The 15684-nt window shown below is 56.8% G+C and carries 17 protein-coding genes and 1 pseudogene; 6 read left to right on the top strand and 12 right to left on the bottom strand.

Annotated elements, in window-relative coordinates; translation table 11 throughout:
• The first annotated feature begins 62 nt into the window (after positions 1–62).
• The 5 genes from surA to apaH are packed head-to-tail and all read left to right on the top strand — an operon-like array spanning position 63 to position 4392.
• Entirely contained in the window at positions 63–1361 is a 1299-nt protein-coding gene (surA, locus tag D781_RS03245; RefSeq protein ID WP_015670883.1) for a peptidylprolyl isomerase SurA, read from the top strand.
• Positions 1351–2343, top strand: coding sequence for a 4-hydroxythreonine-4-phosphate dehydrogenase PdxA (gene pdxA / locus D781_RS03240; RefSeq protein WP_015670882.1), 993 nt, complete (start codon positions 1351–1353; stop codon positions 2341–2343). The genes surA and pdxA overlap by 11 nt, the downstream gene beginning before the upstream one ends.
• Positions 2333–3151, top strand: coding sequence for a 16S rRNA (adenine(1518)-N(6)/adenine(1519)-N(6))-dimethyltransferase RsmA (rsmA, locus tag D781_RS03235; RefSeq protein ID WP_015670881.1), 819 nt, complete (start codon positions 2333–2335; stop codon positions 3149–3151). Before pdxA ends, rsmA begins: the two co-directional genes overlap by 11 nt.
• Positions 3152–3164: 13 nt before the next feature.
• Positions 3165–3542, top strand: coding sequence for a Co2+/Mg2+ efflux protein ApaG (gene apaG, locus D781_RS03230; RefSeq protein WP_015670880.1), 378 nt, complete (start codon positions 3165–3167; stop codon positions 3540–3542).
• A gap of 1 nt (position 3543) precedes the next feature.
• Complete coding sequence (gene apaH, locus D781_RS03225) at positions 3544–4392, top strand: bis(5'-nucleosyl)-tetraphosphatase (symmetrical) ApaH (protein ID WP_015670879.1); 849 nt, start codon at positions 3544–3546, stop codon at positions 4390–4392.
• Positions 4393–4434: 42 nt separating this feature from the next.
• Here apaH and D781_RS03220 read toward each other — a convergent pair whose 3' ends face one another.
• The 4 genes from D781_RS03220 to D781_RS03205 form a co-directional block, all read right to left on the bottom strand.
• Positions 4435–6324 (bottom strand): PhoX family phosphatase, encoded by a 1890-nt coding sequence (locus D781_RS03220; RefSeq protein WP_015670878.1) that lies wholly within the window; start codon positions 6322–6324, stop codon positions 4435–4437.
• 195 nt (positions 6325–6519) lie between these two features.
• Complete coding sequence (gene folA / locus D781_RS03215; RefSeq protein WP_171020784.1) at positions 6520–6999, bottom strand: type 3 dihydrofolate reductase; 480 nt, start codon at positions 6997–6999, stop codon at positions 6520–6522.
• A gap of 233 nt (positions 7000–7232) precedes the next feature.
• Entirely contained in the window at positions 7233–7703 is a 471-nt protein-coding gene (locus tag D781_RS03210; protein ID WP_015670875.1) for a threonine/serine exporter, read from the bottom strand.
• Positions 7694–8482 carry a threonine/serine exporter ThrE family protein gene (locus D781_RS03205; protein WP_041411712.1) on the bottom strand — a complete coding sequence of 263 codons (789 nt, stop codon included), beginning with the start codon at positions 8480–8482 and terminating at the stop codon, positions 7694–7696. The genes D781_RS03210 and D781_RS03205 overlap by 10 nt, the downstream gene beginning before the upstream one ends.
• 128 nt (positions 8483–8610) lie before the next feature.
• Between D781_RS03205 and D781_RS03200 the strand changes: the two genes are divergently transcribed.
• Entirely contained in the window at positions 8611–9225 is a 615-nt protein-coding gene (locus D781_RS03200; RefSeq protein WP_015670873.1) for a LysE family translocator, read from the top strand.
• A 55-nt stretch (positions 9226–9280) separates the two neighbouring features.
• On the opposite strand, the gene D781_RS03195 is transcribed toward D781_RS03200, so the two are convergent.
• The 8 genes and pseudogenes from D781_RS03195 to D781_RS03165 all read right to left on the bottom strand — a co-directional run bounded on the left by D781_RS03195 (position 9281) and on the right by D781_RS03165 (position 15620).
• On the bottom strand, positions 9281–10072 hold the full coding sequence (locus tag D781_RS03195; RefSeq protein WP_015670872.1) for an ankyrin repeat domain-containing protein: 792 nt from the start codon (positions 10070–10072) through the stop codon (positions 9281–9283).
• A 5-nt stretch (positions 10073–10077) separates the two neighbouring features.
• The gene (locus tag D781_RS03190) at positions 10078–10827 is read right to left on the bottom strand and encodes an ankyrin repeat domain-containing protein (protein WP_041411988.1); all 750 of its coding nucleotides are present in this window, start codon (positions 10825–10827) and stop codon (positions 10078–10080) included.
• 46 nt (positions 10828–10873) lie between these two features.
• Positions 10874–11563 (bottom strand): ankyrin repeat domain-containing protein, encoded by a 690-nt coding sequence (locus D781_RS03185; RefSeq protein WP_015670870.1) that lies wholly within the window; start codon positions 11561–11563, stop codon positions 10874–10876.
• A 77-nt stretch (positions 11564–11640) separates the two neighbouring features.
• Positions 11641–13065, bottom strand: a complete 1425-nt coding sequence (locus D781_RS03180; RefSeq protein ID WP_015670869.1) for a hypothetical protein — start codon at positions 13063–13065, stop codon at positions 11641–11643.
• A 150-nt stretch (positions 13066–13215) separates the two neighbouring features.
• A pseudogene (locus D781_RS23550) lies at positions 13216–13299 on the bottom strand (threonine/serine exporter); the annotation flags it as partial.
• Between the two features lie 43 nt (positions 13300–13342).
• Positions 13343–14095, bottom strand: coding sequence for an ankyrin repeat domain-containing protein (locus D781_RS03175; RefSeq protein WP_041411985.1), 753 nt, complete (start codon positions 14093–14095; stop codon positions 13343–13345).
• A 47-nt stretch (positions 14096–14142) separates the two neighbouring features.
• Positions 14143–14892, bottom strand: a complete 750-nt coding sequence (locus D781_RS03170; RefSeq protein ID WP_041411984.1) for an ankyrin repeat domain-containing protein — start codon at positions 14890–14892, stop codon at positions 14143–14145.
• Between the two features lie 47 nt (positions 14893–14939).
• Entirely contained in the window at positions 14940–15620 is a 681-nt protein-coding gene (locus D781_RS03165; RefSeq protein ID WP_124014428.1) for an ankyrin repeat domain-containing protein, read from the bottom strand.
• Positions 15621–15684 lie beyond the last annotated feature (64 nt).

Raw genomic sequence — 15684 nt, 5'->3', positions numbered from 1 at the left:
TTGTAATGCTTTGAAAAACGAGAACTTTAACCCGCACTTGCGGATTACATAATGGGAAATGTATGAATAACTGGAGAACGCTTATTCTCGGATTGGTGGTCTGCGCCAATACCGCGTTCGCTGCACCCCAAGAAGTTGATAAAGTCGCCGCCGTCGTGGATAACGGCGTAGTACTCGAAAGCGACGTCAATGGTTTACTGCAGTCGGTCAAGCTCAATGCCCAACAGGCCGGACAACAGCTGCCGGACGACAAAACGCTGCGTCATCAGATCGTTGAACGTCTGATCATGGACAACATCCAGCTGCAGATGGCGCAGAAGATGGGCATCAGCGTCAGCGATGCCGATCTGGACAAGGCTATCGCCAATATCGCGGCGCAAAACCGTATGACACCGGATCAGCTGCGCAGCCGTCTGGCGTACGAAGGCCTGAACTACAACACCTACCGTTCGCAGATCCGCAAAGAGATGCTGATCACCGAAGTGCGTAACAACGAAGTCCGCCGCCGCGTCACCATCCTGCCGCAGGAAGTAGACTCACTGGCCAAACAGGTCGGCGCGCAGAACGGCAGCGATACCGAAATGAACATCAGCCACATCCTGATCCCGCTGCCGGAGAACCCGTCGCAGCAGCAGGTTGACGAAGCAGAAACGCTGGCGAAACGCCTGGTGGGCGAAATCAACGGCGGCGCCGACTTCGGCAAGCTGGCGATCACCTACTCCGCCGACTCGCAGGCGCTGAAAGGCGGCAATATGGGCTGGGGCAAACTGCAAGAGATCCCGACGCTGTTTGCCGAGCGTCTGGTCACCGCCAAAAAAGGCGATATCGTCGGCCCGATCCGTTCCGGCGTGGGCTTCCACATTCTGAAGGTGAACGATGTGCGCGGCGCCAACCAGTCTATTTCCGTGACTGAAGTGCACGCGCGCCATATTCTGCTGAAGCCGTCCGTGGTGATGACGGACGATCAGGCGCGGACCAAGCTGCAGGAAGTCGCCGCGGCGATCAGCAGCGGTAAAGCGAAGTTCGCCGACGAAGCCAAACAGCTGTCGCAGGATCCAGGCTCTGCCCTGCAGGGCGGCGATCTGGGCTGGGCGTCTCCGGACATCTACGATCCGGCGTTCCGCGACGCGCTGCTGAAGCTGAAAAAAGGCGAAATCAGCAAGCCGGTGCACTCTTCCTTCGGCTGGCACCTGATTCAGCTGGTAGATACCCGCAAGGTGGACAAAACCGACGCGGCGCAAAAAGAGCGCGCCTACCGCATGCTGTTCAACCGCAAGTTTGCCGAAGAAGCGCAGACCTGGATGCAGGAACAGCGCGCGGCCGCCTATGTCAAAATTCTTGATGGCAGCAATGCACAATAAACGTATCGTGATAACCCCCGGCGAACCTGCCGGGGTGGGGCCGGATTTGGTCGTAGCACTGGCGCAACAGGCGTGGCCCGTTGAACTGGTAGTCTGCGCCGATCCGGCCCTGTTGCTTGAGCGCGCGCGGCAGCTGCGGCTGCCGCTGACGTTGCGCGACTATCAGCCGGACGCGCCGGCGCAGCCGCAGGCGGCCGCGACGCTGACCGTGCTGCCGGTAACGCTGGCGACGCCGGCGGTCTGTGGCCAGCTTAACGTCGCCAACAGCGCTTACGTGGTGGACACCCTGGCGCGCGCCTGTGACGGCTGCCTGAGCGGGGAATTTGCCGCGCTGATTACCGGGCCAGTGCACAAGGGCGTAATCAACGACGCCGGCGTGCCGTTCAGCGGCCACACGGAATTTTTTGCCGACCGCAGCCGCTGCGATCGGGTAGTGATGATGCTGGCGACCGAAGAGCTGCGCGTCGCGCTGGCGACCACCCACCTGCCGCTGCTGGCGGTGCCGGGCGCCATCAGCGAGCAGAGCCTGCACGAAGTCATCACCATTCTCGACCATGATTTAAAAACCAAATTCGGCATCGCGCAGCCGTGCATCTACGTCTGCGGGCTGAACCCGCACGCGGGAGAAGGCGGCCATATGGGCCGTGAAGAGCTGGATGTGATTATTCCGGCGCTTGAAACGCTGCGCGCGCGCGGCATTAACCTGATCGGGCCGTTGCCGGCCGATACGCTGTTCCAGCCCAAATATCTGCAGCATGCCGATGCGGTGCTGGCGATGTATCACGATCAGGGGCTGCCGGTGCTAAAATACCAAGGGTTCGGCCGCGCGGTGAATATCACCCTCGGCCTGCCGTTTATTCGTACCTCGGTGGATCACGGCACCGCGCTGGAACTGGCCGGTACCGGTACCGCCGATGTGGGCAGTTTTAAAACCGCCTTAAATCTCGCCATTAAAATGATAAATAACTGTAATGAACAATAGAGTCCACCAAGGGCATTTTGCCCGCAAACGCTTTGGACAAAACTTTTTAACCGATCAGTTTGTCATCGATAGCATCGTCTCGGCCATTCATCCCCAGCCGGGCGAAGCCGTAGTAGAAATCGGCCCCGGCCTCGGCGCCCTGACCGAGCCGGTCGGCGCGCGCATGGACCGCATGACGGTGGTGGAGCTGGACCGCGATCTGGCGGCGCGTCTGGAGAATCACCCGCAGCTGAAAGACAAACTGACCATTCGTCAGCAGGACGCCATGACGGTGGATTTCGCCGAGATGGCCGAACAGGCGGGCCAGCCGCTGCGCGTGTTCGGCAACCTGCCGTACAATATCTCCACCCCGCTGATGTTCCACCTTTTCAGCTATACTCAGGCTATCCGCGACATGCACTTTATGTTGCAAAAAGAGGTGGTCAACCGCCTGGTTGCCGGCCCGAACAGTAAGGCGTACGGCCGTTTATCGGTGATGGCGCAATACTACTGCAACGTGATCCCGGTGCTGGAAGTGCCGCCGACCGCCTTCGCGCCGCCGCCGAAAGTCGATTCCGCCGTGGTGCGCCTGGTGCCGCACCGTGAGATGCCGCACCCGGTCGACGACGTGCGTATGCTGAGCCGCATCACCACGCAGGCCTTCAACCAGCGTCGGAAAACCATCCGCAACAGCCTGGGCGATTTATTCACCCCGGAACAGCTGAGCGAGCTGGGGGTCGATCCGGCCCTGAGAGCAGAAAATATTTCTGTGGCGCAGTACTGTAAGCTGGCAAACTGGCTATCGGCCAATCCGGCGCCGCAGCAGTAAGGAGTAAGTGGTCATGATTGATTCACCCCGCGTATGTATTCAGGTCCAAAGTCTGTATGTGGAATCCCAGTCGCTGCCTGAGGAGGAACGCTACGTCTTTGCCTATACCATTACCATCCGCAATCTGGGGCGTTTCAACGTGAAACTGCTGGGCCGTTACTGGCTGATCACCAACGCCAACGGCCGCCAAACCGAAGTCCAGGGCGAAGGGGTCGTCGGCGAACAGCCGCTGATCCTGCCCGGCGGTGAGTTCCAATATACCAGCGGCGCGGTGCTTGAAACGCCGCTGGGTACCATGGAAGGCCACTATGAAATGGTTGACCACCTGGGTCAGCCGTTCCGCACGGCGATCCCAGTCTTTCGCTTAGCCATCCCAACGCTGATTCACTAATATGTCGACATATCTTATCGGCGACGTTCATGGCTGTTTCGATGAACTGCAGTCGCTATTAGCCCAGGCTTCTTTCGACCCGCAGCAGGACACGCTGTGGTTAACCGGCGACCTGGTGGCCCGCGGCCCGGATTCGCTGGACGTGCTGCGCTACGTGCGCTCGCTCGGACCGGCGGTGCGTATGGTGCTGGGCAATCATGATTTGCATCTGCTGGCGGTATACGCCGGCATCAGCCGCAACAAGCCCAAAGACCGCATTACTCCACTGCTGGAAGCGCCGGACGCGGATGAGCTGGTCAACTGGCTGCGCCGTCAGCCGGTGCTACAGGTCGATGAACAGCAGAAGCTGGTGATGGCCCACGCCGGCATCACACCGCAGTGGGATCTCGACACCGCCAGAATGTGCGCGCGCGAAGTGGAAGCCGTGCTCAGCAGCGACAGCTATCCGCTGTTCCTCGACGCCATGTACGGCGATATGCCGAATAACTGGACGCCGCAGCTGAGCGGCCTGGCCCGCCTGCGCTTTAGTACCAACGCGCTGACGCGGATGCGTTACTGCTTCCCGCACGGCCAGCTGGATATGATCAGCAAAGATGCCCCCGGCACCGCGCCGGCGCCGCTCAAGCCCTGGTTTGATCTGCCGCGCCTGCTGGATGAGCAGTACACCATTATTTTCGGCCACTGGGCGTCGCTGGAAGGCAAAGGCACGCCGCAAGGCGTTATCGCGCTGGATACCGGCTGCTGCTGGGGCGGCGATCTGACCATGCTGCGCTGGGAGGATAAACGCTACTTCACCCAGCCGTCGACGCGACGCGCGGAGAAAGGCGGCGATAAGCGGGCAGCATCATAAAGAAAGGGCGGAAAAGATTCCGCCCTTTTATTTTGTCCGCCGTCAGGCGCCAATCACGCCGCCGTCTTTGCGGGTAATCATGATCACCGATGAGCGCGGCCGCGGGCTGTTATGCGGGAAGTGTGAGTCGCCCTCTTCGCCCGGGTGCTGCACGTTGACGAACAGCGTCTTGTAGTCCTGGGCAAAGGTGACCCCGGTCAGCTCGCAGGACTTCGGCCCGACCATAAAGCGGCGGATTTCACCGCTCTGCGGATCCCCCACCAGCATCTGGTTGTTCCCCTGCCCCTGATAGTCGCCCTTATTGCTGTACTTGCCGTCGGTCAGGATCCACAGGCGTCCCGCGCTGTCGAACCCCAGCCCGTCCGGGCTGTTAAAGGTATTCTCGGCGGTGATGTTCGGCGTGCCGCGATACATGCCTTCCGGGTGGGCAATCGGGTTACCGCACAGCGCGAACATATCCCAGGAGAAGTGCTCCGCGGTCGCGTCGCCGCCCTCATCCCAGCGGATAATCTGGCCGTAGATATTTTTCGGCCGCGGGTTGGCCGGGTTCAGCGGCATGCCTTCGTCGCCGCGCTTGCTGTTGTTAGTCAGGGTACAGTAGGCGCGCCCGTCGTGCGGGTTCACCGCTATCCACTCGGGGCGATCCATCTTGGTGGCGCCGACCTGCGCCGCAGCCTTACGGGCAAAGATCAGCACTTCGGCGGCATCGCGGAAGCCGTTTTCCGGCGTCAGGCCGTTCTTGCCGAACTCCAGCGCAATCCAGCGCCCTTTGCCCTTCAGCGGCGTGCCGTTGGCGTCGCCGTCGAACTGCGCCACAAACAGCGTGCCCTCATCCAGCAGGCTGCGGTTATTGGCCGGGTTGGCGCTGTCCACTTTGCCTTTGGAGACATATTTATAGATATGCTCGCCGCGCTCGTCATCCCCCATATACACCACCAGGCGACCGTTCTTCGCCACCGTCACCGCCGCGTTCTCGTGCTTGAAGCGCCCCAGCGCGGTATGTTTGATCGGCGTGGAAGTCGGGTTCATCGGATCAATTTCCACGATCCAGCCGTGGCGGTTAAATTCGTGCGGGTTTTTCGCCACGTCAAAACGCGGGTCAAAATCCGGCCAGTTGCGCTCCGGCTCGTTGGCCTTCAGCGTATAGCGCTGTTGCTCCGGCGTGGTTTGGTAATCCGCCTGTTGGGTGCCGAAGTAGGTATCGAAGTTCTCTTCGCAGGTCAGGTAGGTGCCCCATGGCGTTTTGCCGTTGGCGCAGTTGCCGAAGGTGCCCAGCACCTGGCGACCGCTCGGGTCGGCGGCGGTTTGCAGCAGCGGGTGGCCGGCGGCCGGGCCGCTGAACTGCATCGGCGTATTGGCGGTAATGCGGCGGTTATAGCGCGACGGGCGCTCGACTTCCCAACGTGGCGTATCACCAACGCGTTTTACCGCAACGATCGACACGCCGTGCGCCGCCTGCGATTTACGCACGTCTTCCAGACTGGTGGCCTTATCGCCGCCGTGGGCGAACAGATACTGCTCGTTGACGTATTCGTTGTTAATCGCCATCACGCCGTGGTTATCGTCAATCGGAAAGAAGCTCATGCCGTCATTATTGTCGCCGAACTGCTTCTCCTGCTCGGCCGCGCTGTTGCCGCCGTTCGGATCGAACGCCGCCGCGCCGTCAACCAGCGGTTCGCCCCAGGAAATCAGCACCTCGGCGTTATAGCCTTCGGCAATGGCGATATCGTCCGCGGTCGAGGCGGCAATGCCTTTGAAGCCCAGCAGCTTGTTGGCCGGCAGATCCGCCGCCAGCGCCTCGCCGGAAACCGACCAAATCCCGCCGCCGAGAAAGCCCGCCAGCCCGACCGCGCCGGCGCTGCCCAATAATAATTTACGGCGGGTCGGATCGATCAGGCGGTCGGCATTTAATTGCTCAATATTATTCGTCATGATTTCGCTTCCTGTTAGCTGACGCCGCGGTCCAGGGTCACCAGAGTGGCCGGGCGCTCAAAGTTGGGCTTCATACTAATCAGGAAGTGTGACGAAAATGTTACAATCGCGGGGCGGCAAAAAATTTGCGCGCCAAAACCAGCCAGGGCGCAATACATTACGCCCTGGCTGCGGAGATCATCAGATAGCGGGGAATTAACGGCGCTCTAAAATCTCGAAGCAGTAGCTGTGAGAATTCTGCGCGTCTGCATCATGGAATTCGCTGAATGAGGTTTCCCACTCGTCAGGCTCATAATCCGGGAAATGCGTATCGCCGCCGATTTCGGCATCAATATGCGTCAGGTACAGACGATCGGCGCGCGGCAGAAACTGGGTATAAATATGCCCGCCGCCCATCACCATCACTTCTTCCACATTGCCGGCCGCCGCCAGGGCCTCGTCCAGCGAGGTCGCCCAGGTCACGCCGCTTTCGCTGCCCGGCCGGCTGCTCAGCACGATATTGTGACGGCCCGGCAGCGGGCGGCCAATCGACTCAAAGGTCTTGCGACCCATAATGACCGGTTTATTCAACGTGTTACGTTTAAACCACGCTAAATCCGCCGGCAGGTGCCACGGCATGGCGTTTTCCATGCCGATTACGCGATCCGCCGCCAACGCAGCGATCAGGCTAATGATCATTATTTAACCCTGTATAAACCTAATGGATATTCTGCAGCAGGCCGGGAGCAACGCGGTAAATCGCCGGCAATCAGCCGGTTATCTTCCCTGTCGTCTGTGCTTAACAATCCCCAGCCGCTCAAATTGGACACACTATACGGAAAGCCCCATCGGCCGTCGATAGGGTAAACAAGCAATATGAATATATAAGATAGCTCTTATCAGAATTGCTAATGACACCGCATAATAAACTACACGCCGGGCCGTTTACGATATAACCACAGCCCCGGCAGCGACAGCCCGATCGATAGCGCCCCGACGATAAAGCAGGCCTTGAGAAAATGGCTGACCATCACGCCCATCAGCGCCTCGCTGTAGCCCTGATGGGACAGCTCCACCACCGAGATCATCGCGGTATAGGCCGGAATGCCGGGGAACATCGGGATCACCGCCGCCACGGTAAAGACTTTCGGGTGCGCCAGCAGCCAGCGCGACCAGGAGATGCCGATGATGCCGATCAGCACCGCCGCCAGAAACGAGGCCCACTCAATATTCATCCCCAGCCACATCAGCAACATGCGCGCACCGTGGCCAACGCCCCCCAGCAGCGCACAATAGCGCAGCGCGCGGCGCGGCACATTAAACACCATCGCAAACCCCAGCGCCGGCACGGCGGCCAGCAGCATGTCCTGCGCTAACGCCCACAGCAAGCTTATGCCCATCCCCGCAGCCCCCACAGCGACATCGCCATCACCACGCCGATACAGGTCGCCAGCGTCAGCAGACTGGCCATCGCCCAGCGCGCCAGGCCGGTATTCACATGGCCCTTGAACATATCCGCCACCGCGTTGATCAGCGGGAATCCCGGCACCAGCAGCAGCACGCTGGCGGCCATCGCCACCCCCGCGGTCTGGCTGAACAGCGGCAGGCGCAGCAGCAGGCCGGATACCGAGGTGGCGACAAACGCCGTCAGGCAGAAATTAATCAGCGGATTCATCTGCCGCTGCGTCAGCCACTGCCGCACCCACATCGCCAGCCCGCTGGCGAGAAAGGTGACGGCAAAGGCGTCCCGGCCGCCGCCGTTCAGCATGCTAAAGCAGCCGCAGGACAGCGCCACCATCAGCACCACCAGCGGGCGCGGATAGCGCAGCGGCCGCAGTTTGGCAAAGCGCCGGGCCACGTCCTGCGCGTCCGCCAGCCGGTGCTCGGCCAATATCACAATATGCTGCACCTCGGTCACCATCTGCATATTGATGCCGCGATCGACGTTTTTACGCGTGCTGGTCAGGCACTCGCCGTGGCTAATGGTGGTCAGGACGATGGCGTTCGCCGAGATCGAACTCTCCACCCGCTCCATCCCCAGCGCCAAACCCAGACGGCTGGATAACTGCTCCACCAGCATGCTTTCCGCGCCGTGCTGCAACAGCAACAGCCCGCACTGAATGCACAGGCGCGTCACCTCCCGTTGCCGCTGCCCGCTTATCTTCTCTTCCTGTCTCATACCGCCCCGTTTACTCTGCACCATGAATATTCATCATATTGCTGAAGATAGCGGCGGTGGATTGATGCGCATCAGGGTCGGCGGCGTTATTATCAGCACTGTCCTCGTTTTTTCTTGAGATCGTGAACATGCTTGAAACCTCGTTATTTGTCGCCGGCATCGCCACGCTGGGCATGCTGTCGCCGGGGCCGGATTTCTTTCTGGTAATAAAAAATGCGGCGCGCTATCAGCGGCTACCCGCGCTGCTCACCGCGCTGGGCGTGATCTGCGGCGTCGCCACTCATATGTCCTACTGCGTCGCCGGGCTGGCGGTGGTGATTACCACCACGCCCTGGCTGTTTAACCTGCTGAAGTACGCCGGGGCGGCGTATCTGATTTGGGTCGGCGTGCAGGCGCTGCTGTCGCGCGGCGGCGGCAAGATGAACGTCGGCAATCTGCCGCAGCAGCAGGTCAGCCTGAAAAGCGCGTTTGTGCAGGGCTACCTGTGCAATCTGCTTAACCCCAAGGCGACACTGTTTTTCCTGGCGGTGTTTACTCAGGTGCTGCAGATAGACTCCGGCATCGGCGAAAAGCTGTGGTACGCGGGGATTATTTTAGGGCTGTCGGTTCTGTGGTGGCCGCTGCTGGTGTTTCTGATCCAAAGCGGCCCGGTACGCCGCGGGCTGGAAAAAGCGCAGAAGATCGTGGATAAACTGCTCGGCGGCATGTTGATTGCCCTTGGCATTAAGGTGGCGCTCAGCTAAGCCGCCGCAGAGCGCGGAGGCCGCCGGATGGCCTCCGTCATGCTCATCGCGCACGTTACGCCTCCGGCGGCCACTTCACCCCCAGCGCGATCATCTTGTCGCGCAGCTGCAGACAGTTCTGGTGGTATTCTGTTCCCGGCCGGCTGTCTTTAATGCCGTCTTGCACCAGAGAAGCAAATATCCAGCCCTTCTTATTTACCGGATTTGGGTCTGCGCCGTGATCCAACAAATAATTGGCGTGCTCAAAGCTATTGCTGAAAAAAGCTGCCATTAGCGGCGTTTGACCTAAAGAATCCCGCGCATCAACATCAGCACCGCGCACAACTAATAATGCCAACGTATCGGTCGTCTTGGCATAAATGGTTTCATAGATTATAGGATCATCATTGTCCTTATCTCTGGCATCCGGAGATAGACCACCGTCCAGCATTGCCTTAAGCCAGATATCCTTATCGCCCTTGGCCATCCATAAAGCCGGCTTGTTCCCCCTTTGTGGTAAAGGATCCGCGCCAGCACTGACCAGAGCCGTAATAATTTCCAGTCGATTGGCCGGATTATCGTTATACATCGCCTCGTTGAGGGAGAAAAACAGCGGGGTTAAGTCCTGTTCGCCGGGGGTATTCAGATCCGTTTCCGGCGCCAGTTGCTTTACCCTGTTCAGGTCGCCCGCCTCAATAGCCTTGGCCAAAACCAGCTGTTGGCCGGTAAAGTAGTCTTCCGGTTCAATTTTTTTCATGCCGTTGCATCCTGCCAGCAAGATTAGCCCGCAAAAAACAACGGCGATACCGATCCATGGGTTACGCATGATCGTCCTTTTGCCGAACGCCGACCAGTCTATCGCCACCATACCCGTTAGGTCTCCGGCGGCCACTTCACCCCCAGCGCGATCATCTTGTCACGCAGTCGCAGGCAGTTCTGGTGGTATTCAGTATCTGGTTGGCTTTTATTAAGGCGCCTTTGTACCAATACAGCAAAACTCCGACCATTTTTATTCACTGGATTAGGATCAGCGCCGTGGTCCAGTAAATAATTGGCGTGCTCAAATTTACTGCTGAAAAAAGCCACCGTTAGTGGCGTTTCACCTAAAGAATTACGGCTATTAATATCAGCCCCACGCATAACTAATAATGCTAACGTATCGGTAGTCTTAGCATTAATAGTTTCATAGATCATGGGATAGTCAGTGTCCTTATCTCTGGCGTTCGGAGATAGACCACCGTCCAGCATTGCCTTCAGCCAGATATCCTTACTGGCCTTGGCCATCCATAAAGCCGGCTTGTCCCTACCCTGCGGTAAAGGATCCGCGCCAGCACTGACCAGCGCCGTAATAATTTCCAGTCGATTGGCCGGATTATCGTTATACATCGCCTCGTTGAGGGCGAAAAACAGCGGGGTTAAGTCCTGTTCGCCGGGGGTATTCAGATCCGTTTCCGGCGCCAGCTGTTTTACCCTCTCCAGGTCGCCAGCCTCAATAGCCTTGGCCAAAACCAGCTGTTGGCCGGTAAAGTAGTCTCCCGGTTCAATTTTTTTCATGCCGTTGCATCCTGCCAGCAAGATTAGCCCGCAAAAAACAACGGCGATACCGATCCATGGGTTACGCATGATCGTCCTTTTGCCGAACGCTGACCAGTTCATCGCCCAGCCCCCTCTATGTCTCCGGCGGCCACTTCACCCCCAGCGCGATCATCTTGTCGCGCAGCTGCAGGCAGCTCTGGTGGTATTCCGTTTCCGGCCGGCTGTCCTTGATGCCGTTTTGCACAAGCGAAGCAAATACCCAGCCCTGTTTATTTACCGGATTAGGATCCGCACCGTGATCCAGTAGGTAATTTACATGTTCAAAGCTATTGCTGAGAAAGGCTGCCATTAACGGCGTTTGCCCTAGAATATCACGCGCATCGACATCAACCCCGCGAATGATCAATAATGCTAGCGTATCCGTATTCTTGGCTTGTAACGTATTATAAATAATCGCTTCATTATGATTTCGGTCTCTGGCGTTCGGATCCAAACCACCATCCAATAGTGCCTTTAGCCAGATATCCTTATCCCCCATTGAGACCATTTCCGCCGGACTGGCCATCCCATCAGACTGTGGTTGAAGGGGATCAGCCCCTGCTTTAACCAGCGCGGTCACAATTTGCAAACGTGGCTTGGGGTTATTGTTGTAGTACGTCTCATTCAAAGCGAAGAATAATAAGGTTAAATCCTGTTCGCCCGGGGTATTCAGATCCGTTTCCGGCGCCAGCTGCTTTACCCTCTCCAGGTCGCCCGCCTCAATAGCCTTGGCCAAAACCAGCTGTTGGCCGGTAAAGTATTCTTCCGGTACAATTTTTTTCATGTCGTTGCATCCTGCCAACCAAATTATTCCAAACATCATTATGGCAATACCTAACCATCGTGTACGCATACGCATAGTTATAACCTGTTAGTAATGGTGGTCATATCCGCCTCTTTCTGCTCCTCCAGGCTGTCGATCACCTGCTGCATACCGTGCTTATCAATGGCGCCACCCTCACCGCCTGGCAGCCATTTCGCGGCGCCCGCCGCGCTCGGTAATAGCTCAGAGAGCTGCCGCTTCGCCATTAGCAGCGGAATATCGTAGTTCACACTCTGAAGATCATCCAAGAGGTGGAATTCCTGCAGCTTCGTTAATACCTCGCCATGCACCCGGTAGGCGGCAATTTTTGAACCGTCACCGATGGCCGTGCCGCCATATTTCTCTACCGTGCCGGCATTGAGGCCTGCGGCATTAAACGTCCAGGCGGGCTTACCGCTGGCAATGGCCGCCGCAGAAGCAAGACCACCGCCTAATGAATGTCCGGCAATACTAACCTTTCCAGGAAAATTTTTTAAATTATTACCGATTGATACTGATTTTTTATAATAGGTCGAGTTAATCCCCATCCCTTGCTGACCATTGTTTAGCCAATCTTTCATCTTTTCCATCCGAGTCCCCCTGAAGACCACGGTTGGCGCCATCTCATTACCAAATACCAATTTATCTGGGGCATATACTCGGGAGAAAAAATCAGGATCATTTGCACTGCTATATAACATAGTGGATTTTAAACCCAACTTTTGTAGCGCATTGTCATCATTACTAATATCGCGCCACCCTTCGGGCACGTTCGGCATCGTTTCCAATACCCTAACCGGTCGCCCATCTACGCCGTAAACATTTTGCGCCAGTTTGGCATACTCAACGGCGATATTGTTCTCACCCAGCCGCGTCGCGGCAATGCGCGCATCGGGGTAAATGCTGCGCTGCCCGCGGCCGATCAGATTTTGCCGGGCCTGCCAGCGTTCGCGCTTGCTCATATCCCGCATCGCGGCCAGCGGATCCTGGCGCACCGCCATCGCGCTGGCCGCCGCGACGACTGCCGGCGATTTCTGTTTCGGCCGGTAGCTGGGGGGCAGTACCGTTGCCGGCGGACGGACGTGATAGCGGGCAACCATCGCTTCATAGCGCTGAATTATCCGCTCCGTCGGGTAGAGAGGCGGCAAAATGGCCGGGTACTGCACCAGGCGGCCGGCTTGGTCGATAAAGAACAGGTGCCGCGCCGGTGACCAGCCAAAACAGTTGTCATCAATGGCAAGCAGCTGCCCCGATTCCAGCTCGGCCAGCACCTGATTTTTTATCTGCCGGTCTTCCCGGAACTGCGACACACCCACGCCGGAAATCTCACGGCGGCTGACCGGATAGCGACGATTGATCGAGGGCATCGATGACGCCCCGAACAGATATTTTGACTCCAACTCATAACGTGCCGAACTGGGATGAAAAATACGGGAAAATTGAAAAGGTTCGAGCTCTTCCGTTGATAGTGAAATCAATCTCATTAGCGCCGTCCTGTGCTTGTGCTAAGTATATAAACTTGATAAGCAGCGGCCAGATTAGCCTCTGACGTAGCTACGATATTACACCATCAGGCAGGCTCTGCCAGCATTCGGGCAGGGCCTGCCTGTCATTTAGGATAGTTAGCAATCCGGATCCGCCAGCCGGTGTTCGGCCAATATCACAATATGCTGCACCTTGGTCACCATCTGCATGTTGATGCCGCGATCGACGTTTTTCAGTTAAGCCGCCGGATGGCCTCCGTCATGCTCATCGCGCGCGTTATGCCTCCGGCGGCCACCTCACCCCCAGCGCGATCATCTTGTCGCGCAGTCGCAGACAGTTCTGGTGGTATTCTGTTCCCGGCCGGCTGTCTTTAATGCCGTCTTGCACCAGAGAAGCGAATACCCACCCCTTCTTAGTTACCGGATTTGGATCAGCGCCGTGGTCCAGTAAATAATTGACGTGCTCAAAGCTGTTGCTGAAAAAAGCCACCGTTAGCGGCGTTTCACCTAAAGAATTACGGCTATTAATATCAGCACCGCGCATAACTAATAATGCTAATGTATCGGTAGTCCCTGCATAAATAGTTTCATAGATCATGGGATAGTCAGTGTCCTTATCTCTGGCGTTCGGAGATAAACCACCGTCCAGCATTGCCTTCAGCCAGATATCCTTACTGGCCTTGGCCATCCATAAAGCCGGCTTGTCCCCTACCCCCCTCGGTAAAGGATCCGCACCAGCACTGACCAGCGCCGTAATAATTGCCAGTCGATTGGCCGGATTATCGTTATACATCGCCTCATTGAGGGCGAAAAAAAGCGGGGTTAATTTCTGCTCGCCGGGGGTATTCAGATCCGTTTCCGGTGCCAGTTGTTTTATCCTACCCAAATCACCTGCCTGGATAGCCTTGGCCAAAACCAGCTGTTGGCCGGTAAAGTAGTCTTCCGGTTCAATTTTTTTCATGCCGTTGCATCCTGCCAGCAAGATTAGCCCGCAAAAAACAGCGGCGATACCGATCCACGGGTTACGCATGTTCATCCTTTTGCCGAACGCCGGCCAGCCTATCGCCACCATACCCGTTAGGTCTCCGGTGGCCACTTCACCCCCAGCGCGATCATCTTGTCGCGCAGTCGCAGGCAGTTCTGGTGGTATTCAGTATCTGGTCGGCTTTTTTTAATACGCCTTTGCACCAATGCTGCAAACCCCCGCCCATTTTTATCCACCGGATTAGGATCAGCACCGTGGTCCAGCAAATAATTGACGTGCTCAAAGCTGTTGCTGAAAAAAGCCACCGTTAGCGGCGTTTCACCTAAAGAATTACGGCTATTAATATCAGCACCGCGCATAACTAATAATGCTAATGTATCGGTAGTCCCTGCATAAATAGTTTCATAGATCATGGGATAGTCAGTGCTCTTAACTCTGGCATCCGGAGATAGACCTCCGTCCAGCATTGCCTTCAGCCAGATATCCTTACTGGCCTTGGCCATCCATAAAGCCGGCTTGTCCCTCCCCTGCGGTAAAGGGTCCGCGCCAGCACTGACCAGCGCCGTAATAATTGCCAGTCGATTGGCCGGATTATCGTTATACATCGCCTCGTTGATGGCGAAAAACAGCGGGGTTAATTTCTGCTCGCCGGGGGTATTCAGATCCGTTTCCGGTGCCAGCTGTTTTATCCTACCCAAATCACCTGCCTGGATAGCCTTGGCCAAAACCAGCTGTTGGCCGGTAAAGTAGTCTTCCGGTTCAATTTTTTTCATGCCGTTGCATCCTGCCAGCAAGATTAGCCCGCAAAAAACAACGGCGATACCGATCCATGGGGTACGCATAATCGTCCCTTTGCCAAACGCCGGCCAGCCTATCGCCACCATACCCGTTAGGTCTCCGGTGGCCACTTCACCCCCAGCGCGATCATCTTGTCACGCAGCTGCAGACACTTCTGGTGGTATTCAGTATCTGGCTGGCTTTTATTAAGGCGCTTCTGCACCAGTGAAGCAAATACCCACCCCTTCTTATTTACTGGATTAGGATCAGCACCGTGGTCCAACAAATAATTTGCGTGCTCAAATTTACTGCTGAAAAAAGCTGCCATTAATGGGGTTTCACCTAAAGAATCTCGCGCATCAACATCAGCCCCGCGCATAACTAATAATGCTAACGTATCGGTAGTCTTGGCATCCATAGTTTTATAGATTATGGGATCATCATTGTCCTTATCTCTGGCATCCGGAGATAGACCACCGTCCAGCATTGCCTTAAGCCAGATGTCCTTACTGGCCTTGGCCATCCATAAAGCCGGCTTGTCCCTCCCCTGCGGTAAAGGGTCCGCACCAGCACTGACCAGCGCCGTAATAATTGCCAGTCGATTGGCCGGATTATCGTTATACATCGCCTCATTGATGGCGAAAAACAGCGGGGTTAATTTCTGCTCGCCAGGGGTATTCAGATCCGTTTCTGGCGCCAACTGTTTTACTTTCTCCAGGTCCCCCGCCTCAATGGCCTTGGCCAAAACCAGCTGTTGGCCGGTAAAGTAGTCTTCCGGTTCAATTTTTTTCATGCCGTTGCATCCTGCCAGCCAAATTAAGCCAAACACCATGATGGCAATACCGATCCATCGTATT

The organism is Serratia sp. FGI94 (assembly GCF_000330865.1).
Taxonomy (GTDB): Bacteria; Pseudomonadota; Gammaproteobacteria; order Enterobacterales; family Enterobacteriaceae; genus Serratia_B; species Serratia_B rubidaea.
This window is presented reverse-complemented; position numbering and strand designations above follow the sequence as displayed.